Source organism: Arthrobacter sp. NPDC080086 (assembly GCF_040702285.1).
Genome location: NZ_JBFBKP010000009.1, coordinates 75603 through 91253, shown reverse-complemented (window position 1 = coordinate 91253; position 15651 = coordinate 75603). Strand labels below are relative to the sequence as shown.

At 70.6% G+C, this 15651-nt stretch carries 12 protein-coding genes; 7 read left to right on the top strand and 5 right to left on the bottom strand.

Annotation, left to right across the window (positions count from 1 at the left end; genetic code table 11):
- The first annotated feature begins 2 nt into the window (after positions 1 to 2).
- From AB0305_RS05805 to AB0305_RS05795, 3 genes are all read left to right on the top strand, one after another.
- Positions 3 to 1202 carry a MinD/ParA family protein gene (locus AB0305_RS05805; protein ID WP_366172014.1) on the top strand — a complete coding sequence of 400 codons (1200 nt, stop codon included), beginning with the start codon at positions 3 to 5 and terminating at the stop codon, positions 1200 to 1202.
- A gap of 16 nt (positions 1203 to 1218) precedes the next feature.
- On the top strand, positions 1219 to 1953 hold the full coding sequence (locus AB0305_RS05800; protein WP_364133653.1) for a GAF and ANTAR domain-containing protein: 735 nt from the start codon (positions 1219 to 1221) through the stop codon (positions 1951 to 1953).
- A 90-nt stretch (positions 1954 to 2043) separates the two neighbouring features.
- On the top strand, positions 2044 to 3258 hold the full coding sequence (locus AB0305_RS05795; protein ID WP_364133648.1) for an MFS transporter: 1215 nt from the start codon (positions 2044 to 2046) through the stop codon (positions 3256 to 3258).
- Here AB0305_RS05795 and AB0305_RS05790 read toward each other — a convergent pair.
- On the bottom strand, positions 3252 to 4187 hold the full coding sequence (locus AB0305_RS05790; protein ID WP_364133645.1) for a phosphatase PAP2 family protein: 936 nt from the start codon (positions 4185 to 4187) through the stop codon (positions 3252 to 3254). The two genes, AB0305_RS05795 and AB0305_RS05790, sit on opposite strands and share 7 nt — an antisense overlap.
- A gap of 97 nt (positions 4188 to 4284) precedes the next feature.
- On the opposite strand from AB0305_RS05790, the gene AB0305_RS05785 reads away from it, so the two are divergent.
- The 4 genes from AB0305_RS05785 (at position 4285) to menD (ending at position 11146) form a co-directional block, all read left to right on the top strand.
- The gene (locus AB0305_RS05785; protein WP_364133643.1) at positions 4285 to 5313 is read left to right on the top strand and encodes an o-succinylbenzoate synthase; all 1029 of its coding nucleotides are present in this window, start codon (positions 4285 to 4287) and stop codon (positions 5311 to 5313) included.
- A 132-nt stretch (positions 5314 to 5445) separates the two neighbouring features.
- Complete coding sequence (locus AB0305_RS05780) at positions 5446 to 7518, top strand: PhoX family phosphatase (RefSeq protein ID WP_364133640.1); 2073 nt, start codon at positions 5446 to 5448, stop codon at positions 7516 to 7518.
- A gap of 179 nt (positions 7519 to 7697) precedes the next feature.
- Positions 7698 to 9443 carry an arginine--tRNA ligase gene (gene argS / locus AB0305_RS05775; protein ID WP_364133638.1) on the top strand — a complete coding sequence of 582 codons (1746 nt, stop codon included), beginning with the start codon at positions 7698 to 7700 and terminating at the stop codon, positions 9441 to 9443.
- A 38-nt stretch (positions 9444 to 9481) separates the two neighbouring features.
- Complete coding sequence (gene menD / locus AB0305_RS05770; protein WP_364134658.1) at positions 9482 to 11146, top strand: 2-succinyl-5-enolpyruvyl-6-hydroxy-3-cyclohexene-1-carboxylic-acid synthase; 1665 nt, start codon at positions 9482 to 9484, stop codon at positions 11144 to 11146.
- A gap of 116 nt (positions 11147 to 11262) precedes the next feature.
- Here the strand turns inward: menD and AB0305_RS05765 are convergent, their stop codons facing one another.
- From AB0305_RS05765 to AB0305_RS05750, 4 genes are all read right to left on the bottom strand, one after another.
- The gene (locus AB0305_RS05765) at positions 11263 to 12039 is read right to left on the bottom strand and encodes an amino acid ABC transporter ATP-binding protein (RefSeq protein WP_290256060.1); all 777 of its coding nucleotides are present in this window, start codon (positions 12037 to 12039) and stop codon (positions 11263 to 11265) included.
- Positions 12036 to 13001: an amino acid ABC transporter permease gene (locus tag AB0305_RS05760; RefSeq protein WP_364133635.1), complete on the bottom strand. Its 966-nt coding sequence runs from the start codon at positions 12999 to 13001 to the stop codon at positions 12036 to 12038. Before AB0305_RS05760 ends, AB0305_RS05765 begins: the two co-directional genes overlap by 4 nt.
- A gap of 26 nt (positions 13002 to 13027) precedes the next feature.
- Complete coding sequence (locus AB0305_RS05755; RefSeq protein ID WP_364133632.1) at positions 13028 to 13984, bottom strand: ABC transporter substrate-binding protein; 957 nt, start codon at positions 13982 to 13984, stop codon at positions 13028 to 13030.
- Positions 13985 to 14281: 297 nt separating this feature from the next.
- Positions 14282 to 15601 carry an isochorismate synthase gene (locus tag AB0305_RS05750; protein ID WP_364133630.1) on the bottom strand — a complete coding sequence of 440 codons (1320 nt, stop codon included), beginning with the start codon at positions 15599 to 15601 and terminating at the stop codon, positions 14282 to 14284.
- Positions 15602 to 15651: the final 50 nt, after the last annotated feature.

Here is a 15651-nt window from a genome sequence, read left to right as displayed (position 1 = left end):
TGATGGGGCTGGGCCCGGTTCGGGCCCAGCAGCCGGACGCCGGCCAGCCGTCCTTCCGGCGGCTCGCACCCGAACAGCCCGCCCAGCAGCCTGCCACGCCCCGCCAGCCCGTCGCGCCGCCGTCGTCGGCAGCCCCGGCCGCGGAACCGGCAGACCTGGACGAGGCGGACGAACTCCACCCCGCCGAACCCGCCAGGGAATCCGGCACCGTCCCGCCGCCGCCCGCACGGGCCACCAGGGCCGGGCTGCGCGCCGCGGCCCTGAGCGAACCCGCCCCGGACTTCATCAGTTCCCCGGGCCTGTTCGTCCGCGAACAGAAGCCCCGGCCCGTCGGCGGCCTGCGGGGTGCGCTCTATAAGCTCACCGGCGGCAGCCTGAACCTCGGCCCCAGCGCCAAGCAGCGCGAGGAGGACGAGCTTGCCCGCCGCATCTCCCGCCAGCTGCAGGGCAGCTACAACACCGCCGTGCTGAGCCTCAAGGGCGGCATCGGTAAGACCTCCACCACCGTGGGCGTCGGGCTGACCCTGGCCGAATACCGGGGCGATCCGCCCTGCGCCATCGACGCCAACCCGGACTCCGGCGACCTGGTGGAACGGGCGCTGGGCGAGGGCATCTACCAGCAGCAGACCCCGCGGACCATCAGCGACCTGCTCCGCAACGTCGACTCGATCGATTCGCTGACCGCCCTGGCCCGCTACATGCACCACGCCGGCCGGCTGCACCTGATCGCCGGCGAGCAGGACCCGGAAGTTTCCGATTCGCTCACCGCCGAGGAATACCTGCGCATCCGCAAGCTGATCTCCGGCTACTACTCCGTGGCCCTCACGGACTGCGGCACCGGTGTCACCCACAACGCCATGAGCGGGATCCTGCAGTCCGCGGACAACCTCATCATCGCCGCCGGCTACGCGGTCAGCGGCGCCAAGCGGGCCCGCAGTACCCTCCACTGGCTGGCCGACCACGGCTACGAGGACCTGGCGCGCAACGCCGTCGTGGTCATCACGGACAAGGACGAGGTGTCCTCCCGCGTGGACAAGGACGCCATCGAGGACCACCTCTCCGGCATCTGCCGGCAGCTGATCGCGGTGCCGCACGACCGCGGCGTGGCCGACGGCGACCTGGTTACCCTGGACGCGCTGCGCCCCGAGACCCGCCGTGCCTACCGGGAGATTGCGGCCGCAATCGTGGACGGGTACGTTTAGCCGCTACATTTAGGCCATGAGCAACTACGTCGGGGACGACGCCACCGCCCACCTGCAGGAGCTTGTTGCAGGAACCGAAACCGTAGAGGACTTCCTGGACGGCCTTTCGGAATTCGCCGCGTCGACGCTGACCCACTTCGCCGGCACCGACATCGAATGCGGCGTCACGCTGCAGCGGCGCCGGAAAACCATGACCGTGGCCGGCTCCAGCAGCACCGCCGTCGCCCTCGACCAGATCGAGCAAAGCCTGGGCGACGGACCCTGCATCGAGGCGCTGCGGACCAAGAAGGTCATCCTGCTGGCAGACGTCGTGACGGACCCGCGCTGGCCGGAGTACCAGAAGCAGTTGGCAGCCCACGGCTGCCGCAGCAGCCTGGGCGTCCCGCTCGAAATCGGCGATGACTCCACCGCCGCCCTGAACTTCTTCGCCCCCGCCACCGGCGTCTTCACCACCGAGGTGGTCTCCGAGGCCGCCGGGCTGGCCGACATCGCCGGCCGGGCGCTGCGGCTGGCCGTCCGGATCGGCACCGCCCAGGGCCGGGCCGAGGACCTGCAGGCCGCCATGGAACACCGCACCACCATCGACCTGGCCTGCGGCGTGGTGATGGCGCAGAACCGCTGCTCCCAGGACGAGGCGATGCGGATCCTCACCAGCGTCTCCAGCAACCGCAACCAGAAACTGCGGGTGGTCGCCGCGGACATTCTCGGCAGCGTCACCTCCCACGAGGTCCACACCCACTTCGACGGGTAAAGCGCCCGAGGGCCCGGACACCTTCCATGGCGGATGTCACACACCGCCGGACACCCTCCCGGCCGGTGCCCCGGACCTAGGATGAAGGGGATGACCAGCACAGAGACCGCCCCCTTCAGCCTCCGCAGCATCGCCGTTCCCGCGTTCGGGCCGGCCCTGCTGTTCAGCTTTGGCGAGGGGGCGATCTTGCCGGTGGTGGCCCTCTCCGCCCGCGACCTCGGCGCCTCCGTGGCCGTCGCCGCGCTGATCGTCACGCTGATCGGGTTGGGCTCCTGGTTCTTCAACCTGCCGGCATCTGTGATCACCCTCCGCTTCGGCGAACGCTGGGCGATCGTCGGCGCCGCCGCCGCCAGCGCCGTCGCCCTCGTGGGGGCCGCCCTGGCCCCGTTCGCGCCGCACGGACTCTGGCTGCTGGCCGCGTCGATGGTGGTGGTCGGGATGGCCGCCAGCGTCTTCAGCCTGGCCCGGCAGAAGTACCTCACCGAGGCCGTCCCGGTGGTCCTCCGCGCCCGCGCCCTGTCGAGCCTGGGCGGCGTGAACCGGATCGGCATCTTCATCGGCCCGTTCATTGGCGCCGCCGTTATGCAGTTCGGCGGCATCCCCGCCGCGTACTGGGCCGGCGTCGTCGGCATGGCCGCCGCGGCCGCACTGTCACTGACCATCCCCGACCTCGAAACCCCGGCCGCGGACGTCGACGGCGCTCCCGTGCAGGCGGTCACCATGCGCAGCGTCGCGGCTTCGCACGCCGGCGTCTTCCTCACCGTGGGCATGGGTGTGCTGCTGCTCAGCGCGCTGCGGGCCTCCCGGCAGGTGGTGATCCCGCTCTGGTCCGAGCACCTGGGCCTCGATGCGACCCAGGCGTCGCTGATCTACGGCATCTCCGGTGCGATCGACATGCTGGTGTTCTACCCGGCCGGCAAGCTCATGGACCGCAAGGGCCGGCAGTGGGTGGCCATCCCGTCCACGCTCATCATGGGCACCGCGATGCTGCTGATCCCCCTGAGCGCCGGGTTCGTCGGGTTGCTGCTGTCCTCGCTGCTGATCGGCTTCGGCAACGGCATCAGCTCCGGGCTGAACATGACCCTGGGCGCCGACTTTTCACCCGACAACGGCCGCGGACAGTTCCTGGGGATCTGGCGGTTCATGGCCGACGCCGGGTCCACCGGCGGGCCCGTGCTGCTCTCCGGCGTCACCGCCCTGGCCTCACTCGGCGCCGGCGTGGCGTCCACGGGCGTGCTGGGCTTCGCCGCCGCCGTCGTCTTCGCCATCACCATCCCCCGGCTGAAGCATCGCCGGAACTACTGAACGGGCCGCCGTCCCGGAGTGCGCTGGCGCCGCGGCTGCGGCCGCGGCCGCAGGCGGAGCGCGGCGTGGCCGAAGAGCCACACGCCCGCCACCGTGGCGAGGTACCCGGTGATGACGATCAGCGCCGTGCCGGCCCAGAAGTAGTTGGTGGTGCTGCCTTCCTGGCCCGGGCCGGGCGCGATCTTCAACAGCGAGTACGCCGCCACCACAGCCGAGGCCAGCCCGGCGAGCACCGGCAGCGCCACCCACAGCCGGACCGAGGCCCAGTGCCGGTTGTACCCCTCCCAGCCGTTCCACCGCGGGCCGGTGCGCATGACCAGCCACCCGGCCGGCAGGGTGAACATGCCCACCACCAGGAAGGCGGCCACGACATCGGCCGGGCGGTGCCACTGGTTGATCAGCGTCGAGACCCCGGTGGCGACGGCGAAGGTGCCGCCGAGGAACCCGGCCAGCGGCCGCCACCGCGGCGAGGACATCAGGAACACCGCGGCCGCGGCGGACGCGGCCAGCGTGGTGTGCCCGGACGGCAGCGAATTTAGCTCCAGCGTCTCGATCCCGCGGTAGGGCCGGTCCGGCACCAGATTCTTGATCAGCTGGGTGGTCAGGTTCGCGCCCACGGCGGCGGCGACGGCGATTCCCGCGGCCGCCCAGCGCCGCTTCACCACGGTGACCACCAGGACCACCAGCGTGGCGATCAGCAGGGAGAGCGCGGGCAGCCAGTCCAGAAACTGGGTGGCCGCCTTTCCGGCGGTGCCATAGAGCTGCACCGCCTCCACGAGGGCGGACTCGTCAATGAACTGCCCGGTGGTGGTGCGCACGAAGAACAGATAGGTGGCCGCCAGGGCCACCGCGCAACCGAGCGTGGCGACGACGAAGAGGGCAGCCGTCAGCGCGTGGCTGGTGCTCCTGTACCGAAAACTCATCGTCATACAGGTTCCCACAGAACCCTTTGACTCCGCTGGGCCGAGGGGCGGAGGTGCCCGGTGACGCACGGCCCGGGGTGGTGGCCGCCGGTAGAGTACAGCCATGCCCACCAGCGCCCCGGACCCCGCCCCGCTCCCGCTCAACCCCGGCGGGTTCGACGAACTCCTCGCCGCGGCCCGGGTGGTCAGCCTGCCCATGCGGGTGAAGTTCCGGGGGATCACCACCCGTGAGGCCTTGCTGTTCAACGGCCCGGCCGGCTGGGCCGAGTTCTCCCCGTTCCCGGAGTACGGCGACGCCGAGTCCTCCCGCTGGCTCGCCGCCGCCATCGAAGCCGGCTGGCACGGCTTCCCGGAGCCGCTGCGGACCAGCATCCCGGTCAATGCCACGGTCCCGGCCATCTCCGCGGCGCGGGTCCCGGAGATCCTGGCCCGCTTCGGCCGCGTGGACGCCGTCAAGATCAAGGTAGCGGAGGCCGGGCAGACGCTCGAGGACGACGCCGCCCGGGTCGCGGCGGTGCGGGCCGCCCTGCCGGAGGCCGCGGTCCGGGTCGACGCCAACGGCGGCTGGGACGTCGATTCCGCGGTGGCCGCCTTGACCCGGCTCGCCGGCGTCGGCCTCGAGTACGCCGAGCAGCCCGTCCCGGATATCGCCGGCCTCGCCGAGGTGCGCCGCCGGCTCGGGGCCGCGGGCGTGCCGGTGCCGATCGCCGCCGACGAGAGCGTGCGGAAGGAAGAGGACCCGCTCAAGGTTGCCCGGGCCGGTGCCGCGGACCTGATCGTGGTGAAGGTGGCCCCGCTCGGGGGAGTGCGCCGCGCCCTCGAGATCGTCGCCGCCGCGGGACTCCCCGCCGTCGTCAGCTCCGCCCTTGACACCTCCGTAGGCATCCGCGCGGGCCTGGCGCTCGCCGCCAGCCTCCCTGAGCTTCCCTACGCGTGCGGCCTGGGCACCGTGTCGCTGCTGGCCGCCGACGTCGCCCGGGACTCCCTGGTGCCCGACGACGGCGCGATCGCCCTCCGCGACGTGGCCGCCGACCCGGCCCTGCTGGAGGAGCACGCGGCGTCCCCGGAGCGCCGCGACTGGTGGCTGGCCCGCGTCCGCCGGGTGCACGGGGAATTGACCCGCGCCCGGTAGGCTCCCAGCATTCGGTAGGCTCCCAGGTTTCATTGGGGAAGTTCACCGGAATTTCACTGCCGGGCCGCCGGGACGTCGCGTCCCGGTGACAGGGTGGGCGGTACCGCACCCCACCCTCTCGAAAGGCCCGCCATGCCTGAACGTCCCGGACGCCCCTTCCCGCTGCTGCCGATGCTCGGCCACACCAAGGGCAAGCGAAGCCCCGTCACCTGCGCCCTGAAGTGCGACAACGCGTGCTCCGGCGAAGTCTGCAACACCAGCTCCAACGCCTACTTCCGCGACATCGCCTCCGCCACCCTGTCCCGCCGCTCCGCCCTCGGGCTCGGGGCCGCCGGCGCGCTCGCCGTCGTCTTCGGCAACGCCGCCCTCACCGGCACGGAGGGCAAGGGTGCCAGTCTGGCCGGCGCCGCGAAGGCAGGCTTCGGCCCCTCGAAACTCCAATTCACCGCCATCGCCCCGGTGGACGCCGCCGTCGATGCCCTCACCGTCCCAGACGGTTTCACCTGGCAGCCGGTGATCCGGTGGGGTGATCCGCTCTTCGCCGACGCGCCGGACTTCGACGTGGACCACCAAAGCGCCGCGGCGCAGGCCCGCCAGTTTGGCTACAACAACGACTACACGGACATCCTGCCCATCGACGCCAAGAACCGCCGGGCCGTGCTCTTCACCAACCACGAGTACACCAACGAAAACATCATGCTCCCCGCCGGTTTCGACCCCGCCGAGGCCCGGGCGATCGGCCGCGCCGCCCACGGCCTCACCGTCGTCGAACTCGAGCGCCAGAACACCACCAAACCCTGGACCTACGTCAAGGGCGCACCCCGGAACCGCCGCTTCCTGACCGACACGGCGTACGCACTGACCGGACCGGCCGCCGGCTCCGCCCTGGTCCGCACCGCCGCGGATCCCGCCGGACGGACCATCAGGGGAACCCTGGGCAACTGCTCCGGCGGCACCACCCCGTGGGGGACCATCCTCTCCGGCGAAGAGAACTTCAACGGCTACTTCGTCGCCGCGGGAACGTCCGCAGCGGACAAGCGCTACGGCCTGACCAACAAGCCCACGGCCCGCCAGTGGGAGCTTGACGACCCGCGCTTCGACACCCGCAACCCCGGGTTCGGGAACGAGGCCAACCGCTTCGGCTGGATCGTCGAGGTGGACCCGCTGGACCCGACGTCGACGCCGCGCAAGCACTCCGCGATGGGCCGCTTCAAGCACGAAGGGGCCAACGTCATCGTCGCCGCCTCGGGCCACGTCGTCGCCTACATGGGCGACGACGAACGCTTCGACTACCTGTACAAGTTCGTCTCCCGGGACACCTACCGGGAGGGCGACCGGGCGCACAACATGACCCTGCTCACCGAGGGCGACCTCTACGTCGCCCGGTTCTCCGGCGACTCGCCCGCGGCGGAGATCGACGGCTCCGGTGCCCTGCCGGCCGACGGCGCCTTCGACGGGGCCGGTGAATGGCTGCCGCTGGTGGTGGGCGGCCAGTCCAAGGTCCCCGGGATGAGCGTGGAAGAGGTTCTCGTCTACACCCGGCTCGCCGCGGACAAGGTGGGCCCCACCAAGATGGACCGCTGCGAGGACGTCCAGCCGAGCCTGCACACGGGCAAGGTCTACGTGGTCTGCACGAACAACACGGACCGCGGAAAGGCCGGCAAGGAAGGCCCCACCGAGGTCAACCCCCGCGCCATGAACCGGGACGGCCACATCGTCGAGATTTCCGAGACCGGGGACCAGGCCTCGACATCCTTCACGTGGAACCTGCTGATGGTCTGCGGCGATCCCGCCAAGAACCCGTCCGCGTACTTCGCCGGCTTCCCGGCCAGCCAGGTCTCACCGATCTCCTGCCCGGACAACGTGGCCTTCGACTCGGTCGGCAATCTGTGGATCTCCACCGACGGCGCCCCCTCCAGCACCGGATACGCCGACGGCCTGTTCAAGGTCACCCTCGACGGCCCCGAGCGCGGCCGGGTGGAGCAGTTCCTCGCGGTGCCCCGGGACGCCGAGACCTGCGGGCCGGTCATCCACGACGACGAACGCCGCGTCTTCGTCGCCGTCCAGCACCCGGGCGAGGAGGGCACCTTCGCGGACCAGCACTCCGCCTTCCCGGACTACGTGCCGGCCGGCGCGTCGCCGAAGCCCGGCCAGGCCCGGATTCCCCGCCCGTCGGTGGTCCAGGTTTTCCGCGGCGGCAACTAGCCCCTCCGCCACTGCCGACGCTCCCTCACGTCCGGCTCTATTCCTGTGGACGCTCCCTCAGGTCCGGTTCCCACGGGTCCGGATGTGAGGGAGCGTTGGTGGTGAAGTGGCCGGATGTGAGGGAGCGTCTGGCACGGGGCGGAACTGATAATTTGAACAGTGTGAATAATCCGGCCGAAATGGTTGTCCCCAGAGTCCAGGCAGCGATTGCCACCGCGTTCGGCGACGAGTTCCGCGGAACGGACCCGGTGATCCGCCCCTCGCAGTTCGCGGACATCCAGATCAACGCCGCCCTGGCCCTGGCCCGCAAGGTCGGACTGCCGCCCCGGGACGCCGCCGCCCGGATCGTCGACGCGCTGGACCTGGACGGGGTCTGCAGCCTGGTCGAGATCTCCGGCCCCGGCTTCATCAACCTCACCTTCGACGGAACCTGGATCGAGGAGCTGCTCAACGCCCCCACCGCGCAGGCCGCCGGGGGCGACGGGCACGGTCCGCTGCACCGCGTCGTCGTCGACTACTCCTCCCCGAACGTCGCCAAGGAAATGCACGTCGGCCACCTTCGGACCACCGTGGTGGGCGACAGCCTGGTCCGGGTCATGGAGGCCCTCGGCCACACCGTGATCCGCCAGAACCACATCGGCGACTGGGGCACCCCGTTCGGCATGCTGATCGAACACTGGCTGGAGGTGGGCGAGGATTCCCCCGAAGCCGCCCTGCTGGTCGATGACCCCAGCGCCTTCTACCAGGCTGCGCGCGCCAAATTCGACGCGTCCACCGAGGAACCGGACGGCTTCGCCACCCGCGCACGCCTGCGCGTGGTGGCCCTGCAGGGCGGGGACCCGGAGACTTTCGCCGTCTGGGAACGACTCGTGGCCCAGTCCAAGCGCTACTTCAATGCCATCTACGCCATGCTGGGCATCAGCCTCACCGACGACCACATCGCCGGCGAAAGCTCCTACGACGCCCATCTGGCACAGCTGTGCCAGGAGCTCGAGGAACGCGGCATCGCCCGGATCAGCGAGGGGGCGCTCTGCACCTTCCCGGCCGGCTTCACCGGCCGGGAGGGCGATCCGCTGCCGCTGATCATCCGCAAGTCCGACGGCGGGTACGGTTACGGCACCACCGACCTGGCCACCATTCGCTACCGCGTCCGCGAGCTGCAGGCGGACCGGGTGCTCTACGTCGTCGGCGCCCCGCAGAACGTGCACCTGCGCATGGTCATGGCCACCGCGCGCGACGCCGGCTGGCTGCCGGACACCGTCGAGGCCACCCACGTCCAGATCGGCAACGTCCTGGGCGAGGACGGCAAGATCCTGAAGTCCCGCGCCGGCAACCCGGTCAAGCTGATGGCGCTGCTGCAGGAGGCCGTGGACCGGGCCCGCGCCGTCATCGACGCCAACCGACCGGAACTCAGCGATGAGGAGCGCGCCGTCACCGCCCGTCAGGTGGGCATCGGGGCGGTCAAGTACGCCGACCTCTCCACCGGCCACGACACCGAGTACGTCTTCGACTTCGACCGGATGTTGGCCCTTAGCGGGAACACGGGCCCCTACGTCCAGTACGCCGCCGCCCGGATCCGCTCCATCCTCCGCAAGGCCGGGGCATTGGAGCAGCACGAGGCCGCGGCCGTGACCGTGCCGGCGGCGACCATCGCCGTCGTCGAGCCCGCCGAACGCGCCCTGGCTCTGCATCTGCTCGAGTACGACGCCACGCTGCGGAAGGTCGCCGAGCTGCTCGAACCACACCGGCTCTGCGCCTACCTGTTCGAGCTCGCACAGCTGTTCACCTCCTTCTACGACCAGTGCCCGGTGCTCAAGGCCGAGGACAGCGTGCGGGAATCCCGGCTGGCCCTCTGCGGCCTGGTGCTGCGCCGGCTGAGCGCGGGCCTGGACCTGCTGGGTATCGAGACGCCGGAGAACATGTGAGCCAGGGCGGGGGACTGGGCGCCGTCGAGAGCGCGCGGATGGCCGTGGCCGCCCTGCTCGGGGCCGGCGTCCGGTACGTCGTCGTCGCCCCCGGCTCCCGGTCCGCGCCCATGGCGTACGCGCTGGCCGAGGCGGACACCGCCGGCCGCGTGGAACTGCTGGTCCGGATCGACGAACGCGACGCCGGCTTCACCGCCCTGGGCCTGGCCCTCGCCACCGGCGCCCCCGCCGCCGTCCTCACCACCTCAGGGACCGCCGTCGGCAACCTGCTGCCGGCCGTCATGGAGGCCAACCACGCCGCCGCGCCACTGGTGGTCCTCTCCGCCGACCGGCCCGACGAACTGCGCGGCACCGGCGCGAACCAGACCACCATCCAGCCTGATCTGTTCGGCGAGCACGTCCGGTTCGCCGTGGACGTGGCCGCCGGGGACAACCCGGTCCGCGCGGTGGAGACCGCGCTCAGCGCCGCCACCGGAGCCTTCGAGGACATCCCGCCCGGCCCCGTGCAGCTGAACCTGGCCTTCCGGGACCCGCTGGTCCCCGCCGAGGGGGAAAGCATGGGCGACCCCGCCGCCCGCCGGGTCCACCACGCCCCGCGGACCCCGCTCGCGCTGGACTTCCCCGCCGCCGACGCCGCCCTGCCGGAGCGGCGCACCGTGGTCCTCGCCGGGCACGACGCCGGCCCCGTCGCCGAGGCATTCGCCCGAGCCCACGGACTGCCGCTGCTGGCCGAACCGTCCTCCAACGCCCGGTTCGGTCCCAACGCCGTTGGCCCCTACCGGCTCTTGCTGGAGCACTTCGGCCCGGACGCGGCCCAGCCCATCGAACGGGTGGTCCTCTTCGGCCGGCCCACCCTGTCCCGGCCGGTCTCGGCGTTGCTGGCCCGCGCCGACGTCCCCTCCGCCCTCTACCAGCCGGTGCCCGTGGCCTGGTACGAACCCGGCCGCCGGACCGAGCTGCCGTTGGAAACCCTCGCGGACCTGGCCGAGTTCGCCGGCCGCGGACCCGCCGCCTGGCTGGACGCCTGGGTGCTGGCCGGGGCCGCCGCACAGCACGCCCTGGACTCCGTTCTCGCCGGCACTGCCGAGGCCACCGGTCCCGCCGTCGGCGCCCAGGTCTGGGAGCACGCCTCCGGGCAGCTGGTGCTGGGCTCCTCCAACGGCATCCGCGACGTGGACCTGGCCGGTGTCCCGCCGCAGGAACCGCGGGCCACGGTCTTCGCCAACCGCGGCCTCGCCGGGATCGACGGCACCCTGGCCACCGCCACCGGCGTCGCCGTCGGCGGGCGGCAGGAAACCACCGTCCTGCTGGGCGACGTGACGTTCCTGCACGACGCCGGGGGCCTGTTCCTCGGGGCGGGGGAGAAGGACCCGGCGCTGCGGATCGTGGTCCTCAACGACGCCGGCGGCGCGATCTTCGGGCTGCTGGAACACGGCGGGATCGACCAGTCCGGCCGCTACGGCACCGCCGTCGAACGCCTCTTCGGCACCCCGCACACCGTGGACCTGTCTGCCCTCGCCGCGGCCTACGGCGTGCCGCACAAGGCCGTGACCACGACGGCGGAGCTCGCCTCGGCCCTGGCCGAACCGGTGGAGGACCGCAGCATCATCGAGGTCCGGACCGACCGGCGGCGCCTGCGGGCCCTGCACGGCAGCATCCGCACGGCGGTGGCCGCCGCCGTCGCCGGCACCCTCGGCGGGTAGCTCCGCGCCGCCCGCGGATTCCGCTGCGGCAGTCGGTTTCCGCTACGAAAAAGGACAGCCGCCACGTGGATCCACGGGGCGGCTGTCCTTTTTCGGCGCGAAATCGCGTCCGGACCCTAGAGCACCCGGCTCAGGAACTCCTTGGTGCGGGCGTGCTGCGGGTTGGACAGCACCTCGCGCGGGTCGCCGGATTCGACGACGACGCCGCCGTCCATGAACGTCAGCCGGTCACCGACCTCCCGGGCGAAACCGATCTCGTGGGTCACCACGATCATGGTCATGCCGGACTTGGCGAGGTCCTTCATCACGTTCAGCACGTCGCCCACCAGCTCGGGGTCCAGCGCCGAGGTGGGCTCGTCGAAGAGCATCAGCTCCGGATCCATGGCCAGCGCCCGGGCAATTGCCACGCGCTGCTGCTGCCCGCCGGAAAGCTGCGAGGGGTAGTGCCCGGACCGGTCGGCCAGGCCGACGCGGTCCAGCAGCTCCAGTGCCCGCTTTTTGGCGACGTCCTTCGGCTGGCCCTTGACCTGGACCGGAGCCTCCATCACGTTCTGCAGCGCAGTCTTGTGCGGGAACAGGTTGAAGCGCTGGAAGACCATGCCGATCTCGCGGCGCTGGGCGGCGATCTCCTTGGCTTTGAGGTCGTGCAGGCGGCCGTTGACCTCGCGGTAGCCGATCAGCGATCCGCCGACCGAGATCCGGCCGGCGCTGATGGTTTCCAGCAGGTTCACGCAGCGGAGCATGGTGGACTTGCCGGAACCGGACGGTCCGATCACCACGGAGACCTCGCCCTGGTTGACGGTCAGGTCGATGCCGCGCAGCACATGATGGTGGCCGTAGTACTTGTGCAGCCCCTGGATTTCGACCAGTGGCTTCTCGGCGATGGCCGTCATCGGGCACTCTCCTCGGGGAAGTCCGTTTTCAGTGACCGCTGCGCGTCGGCGCCGGGCGTGCCGGCCGCGGCGGCCTTGGCGGCCGCGGGATTCACCGCGGCGGGTGCCAGGTTGTCCACGCCCTTGCCGTAGTACGCCTCAAGGTAATGCTGGCCCACCATCAGGATGCTGGTGACCAGCAGGTACCAGAAGGCCGCGACGATCAGCAGCGGGATCGGCAGGTAGATCCGGTTGGCCAGGGCGTTGGTGGCGAAGGTCAGGTCCAGGGTGAACGGCACGGCCAGGACCAGGGAGGTGGTCTTGAGCATGCCGATGGTCTCGTTGCCCGTGGGCGGGACGATGATCCGCATGGCCTGCGGCAGGATGATCCGCCACATGATCTTGCCCTTGGACATGCCGAGCGCCTCGGCGGCCTCGGTCTGGCCCCGGTCCACGGACTTCAGGCCGGCCCGGAAGATCTCGGCCAGGTACGCGGACTCGTTCAAGCCCAGGCCCAGGATCGCGGGGATCAGGCCCTTGCTGGGATCCGAGAGCGCGTAGCTGAACAGCTCCGGACCGAACGGGATGCCCAGGGTGATGGCCGGGTAGAGAACGGTGACCAGGCCCCAGAACACCAGCTGGGTGTAGACCGGGGTGCCGCGGAAGAACCAGACCCAGAGCCAGCTGGTGTAGCGCAGCACCGGGTTGTCGGACTGCCGCATGACCGCCAGCAGGATGGCCAGGACGATCGCCAGGACCATCGAGGTGACGGTCAGGAGCAGGGTCCAGCCCACGCCCTGGACCACCTTGACGTCCAGGATGTAGGTGGCGACGACGTCCCAGCGGAAGTTGGGGTTGGTCACGAGGCTCTGGAGCAGCAGGATCAGGGCGCCACCGATGATGATGGCGCTGATCCAGCGGCCGGGGTGGCGCACCGGTACCGACTTGTTCAGTACCGGTGCTTCCTCATTCCGGTCCTTCATTGCAGCATCCGAGTGGCCGGTTAGGCTCAAGACGACGCCGCCGGGTTGAGCTCGGACTTGGTGATGGCGCCTTCGGCGTTGCCCCAGCCCTCGAGGATCTTCTTGTAGGACCCGTCAGCGATCAGCTTGGTCATGGTCTTCTGGACGAGGTCCGCGAGGGCCGTGTCCGACTTGGCGACGGCGATGCCCTGCGGAGCGGCGTCGTAGACGTCGCCGAGCTTCTCGAGCTGGCCGTTGGTCTGGGTCAGGGCGTAGCCGATGATCGGGGAATCGGCGGCCATCGCGTCGATGCTGCCGTTGACCAGGCGGGTGGTGACGTCGGTCTGGTTCTTCAGCGTCACGATTTCGATCGGCTTCTTGCCCTCGGCGGTGCACTTCTTGTTGCGGTCGGCGAGGTCCGGGTCTTCCTGCACGGTGCCGGTCTGGACGCCGATGGCCTTGCCGCAGACGTCATCGAGCGAGAAGCTCTTCGGGTTGCCCTTCTTCACTGCCCAGGCGGTGCCGGCGTTGAAGTAGCTGACCATGTTCACCGCGCCGAGGCGCTCCTTGTTGATGGTGAAGGAAGAGATGCCCAGGTCGTACTTCGGGCCGAGCGCCGGGAGGATGCCGGTGAATTCCGCGGTCTGGACCTGGACCTTGAGGCCCAGGGTCGCGCCGATCGCCTTGGCGATGTCGACGTCGTAGCCCACCGGGGTCTGGCCGTCCGGGCCGAGGAATTCGGCCGGGGCGTAGCTGGTGTCGGCGCCGATGGTCAGGGTGCCCTTCGACTTGATGGCCGCGGGGACCATAGCTGCCAGGGAATCGTCCTTCTGCACGGTCGTGGGGTCGAAGCTGGCCTTCGACGCGCCGGAGGCTGCGGGGCTGCCGGCGCCGGACCCGGTCTCGGAGGCGTTGGTGCAGGCGGACAGTGCCAGGGCACCGACGGCAAGGACGGTGGCGGCCTTGAGCGTGGAGGCGCTCAGGAGCGAACGGGAGATCTGCATTTTTTCTTACCTTTTGTTGCAGGGGAGCCGGGAACTAAATCGGTTCATAGTGTATCGCCGAACAAGAGATGTACGTCACAGAAAACTAAGTTTCACTATTGGATAACTATAGTGAACGCTTTTGCAACCATTACCGCGGGGGAGATGTCTGGAATCCCGGATTCTCGGTGTAGCGGCGGGCGGCCGCCTGGTGAGCCAGGGATACGACGGCGGTGCACCGGCCTCCCGTGCACGGCGCCGGTGTGCCGGATTCCCGCCGCCAGCGGCTACGCCCGTGTGCGCTTGAAGAACCGGGGCTCAGCTCTCGATGCCGAGGGATTCCAGCATCGGCCGGAACTTCGCCCAGGTCTCGGCCAGCTCCATCTCCGGAACCGAACCCTCAACCACGCCGCAGCCGGCGTAGAGCCGGACCGTGTCCGGGCCCTCGACCACCGCGCCGCGCAGGGCGATGCCCCACTCGCCGTTGCCGGCCGCGTCCAGCCAGCCCACCGGACCGGCGTACGGGCCGCGGTCCAGGTGCTCGAGCTCGCGGATGAGCGCCCCGGCCACCGTGGTGGGGGTGCCGCAGACAGCCGCGGTGGGATGCAGAGCATTGATCAGCGCCAGGCAGGTGGGGACGTGGCCCTCCACCTCGGTCAGCTCGGCCTTCACGTCGGAGGCGAGGTGCCAGACGTTGGGCAGTTCCAGGATGAAGGGCTCGCTGTGGGCGTTCATGGCCTCGGAGAACGGCGCCAGCTGGGTGGTCAGCGACGCGATGGCGATGTCGTGCTCGTGGCGCTGCTTCTCGGACCCGGCCAGGACCCGTTCGGCGAAGTCCAGCGGGCTGCCCTCGATGCCGTCGGCGTCCCGGCGGTCCAGGGTCCCGGCCAGCACGCGGGCCTGCGCGGTGCGGCCCTCCACCTGGATCAGCATCTCGGGGGTGGAGCCCACCAGCCCGTCCACGCCGTAGGTCCAGCACTCGCGGTACCGGACGGCCAGTTCGCGGAGTATGGCGGCCGCGTGCACGCCGTCGGGCAGGGTGGCCACGATGTCCCGGGCCAGCACCAGCTTCTCCAGGGCGCCGGTGCGGATTTCGGCGACGCCGGCGGCGACGGCGGCCATCCAGTCCGTCTCGCTGAGCGCCCCGGTGCTGAGCTTGGCCTCGCGGTCGCCCTGCGGCTCCTGCTCCGGAGCGGTGTCCAGCCAGCGGTTCAGGGCGGCGCGCGCGCCTGCCTCGGTGAGTTCGACGTCGTCGGCGGTGATCTGGGTCAGCCAGGCCGTCCCGTCGCGCAGCCCCACCACGACCTCGGGGATGATCAGCCGGGATTCGTGCGCGGAAACCTTGGAGAAGGCAAAGGATCCGAAGGCCACCGGGCCGGTGCCGGGGCACTCCACCGCGTCGGTAACGTCGGCCTCGAGGACCAGGTGGCGCCACCAGATGTCGGCCTCCAGGAACCGCTCCGGGCCCGTGGCCGTGAACCGGTCCACCTCGCCGAAGCCCACCAGTCCGGCCTCGCGGCGGGTCCAGCAGAGCACGTCGTCACGGACCAGAAATGACGGCAGCCCCCCGGGGAACGAATCAGCATCGAGGGGGACTGTCAGGGTCCTGATATGTCTGGTGCCGGGCGCGCTCGTCATGATGAGACAACACTACTCCCGCGTGTCCCGCCCTCTGCCCGGTCCGGCGG

Excerpts from the sequence above, each read along its gene's own strand:
- AB0305_RS05805 (WP_366172014.1), top strand. The coding sequence starts at position 3 with ATGGGGCTGGGCCCGGTTCGGGCCCAGCAGCCGGACGCCGGCCAGCCG.
- AB0305_RS05800 (WP_364133653.1), top strand. The coding sequence starts at position 1,219 with ATGAGCAACTACGTCGGGGACGACGCCACCGCCCACCTGCAGGAGCTT.
- AB0305_RS05795 (WP_364133648.1), top strand. The coding sequence starts at position 2,044 with ATGACCAGCACAGAGACCGCCCCCTTCAGCCTCCGCAGCATCGCCGTT.
- AB0305_RS05790 (WP_364133645.1), bottom strand. The coding sequence starts at position 4,187 with ATGACGATGAGTTTTCGGTACAGGAGCACCAGCCACGCGCTGACGGCT.
- AB0305_RS05785 (WP_364133643.1), top strand. The coding sequence starts at position 4,285 with ATGCCCACCAGCGCCCCGGACCCCGCCCCGCTCCCGCTCAACCCCGGC.
- AB0305_RS05780 (WP_364133640.1), top strand. The coding sequence starts at position 5,446 with ATGCCTGAACGTCCCGGACGCCCCTTCCCGCTGCTGCCGATGCTCGGC.
- argS (WP_364133638.1), top strand. The coding sequence starts at position 7,698 with ATGGTTGTCCCCAGAGTCCAGGCAGCGATTGCCACCGCGTTCGGCGAC.
- menD (WP_364134658.1), top strand. The coding sequence starts at position 9,482 with ATGGCCGTGGCCGCCCTGCTCGGGGCCGGCGTCCGGTACGTCGTCGTC.
- AB0305_RS05765 (WP_290256060.1), bottom strand. The coding sequence starts at position 12,039 with ATGACGGCCATCGCCGAGAAGCCACTGGTCGAAATCCAGGGGCTGCAC.
- AB0305_RS05760 (WP_364133635.1), bottom strand. The coding sequence starts at position 13,001 with ATGAAGGACCGGAATGAGGAAGCACCGGTACTGAACAAGTCGGTACCG.
- AB0305_RS05755 (WP_364133632.1), bottom strand. The coding sequence starts at position 13,984 with ATGCAGATCTCCCGTTCGCTCCTGAGCGCCTCCACGCTCAAGGCCGCC.
- AB0305_RS05750 (WP_364133630.1), bottom strand. The coding sequence starts at position 15,601 with ATGACGAGCGCGCCCGGCACCAGACATATCAGGACCCTGACAGTCCCC.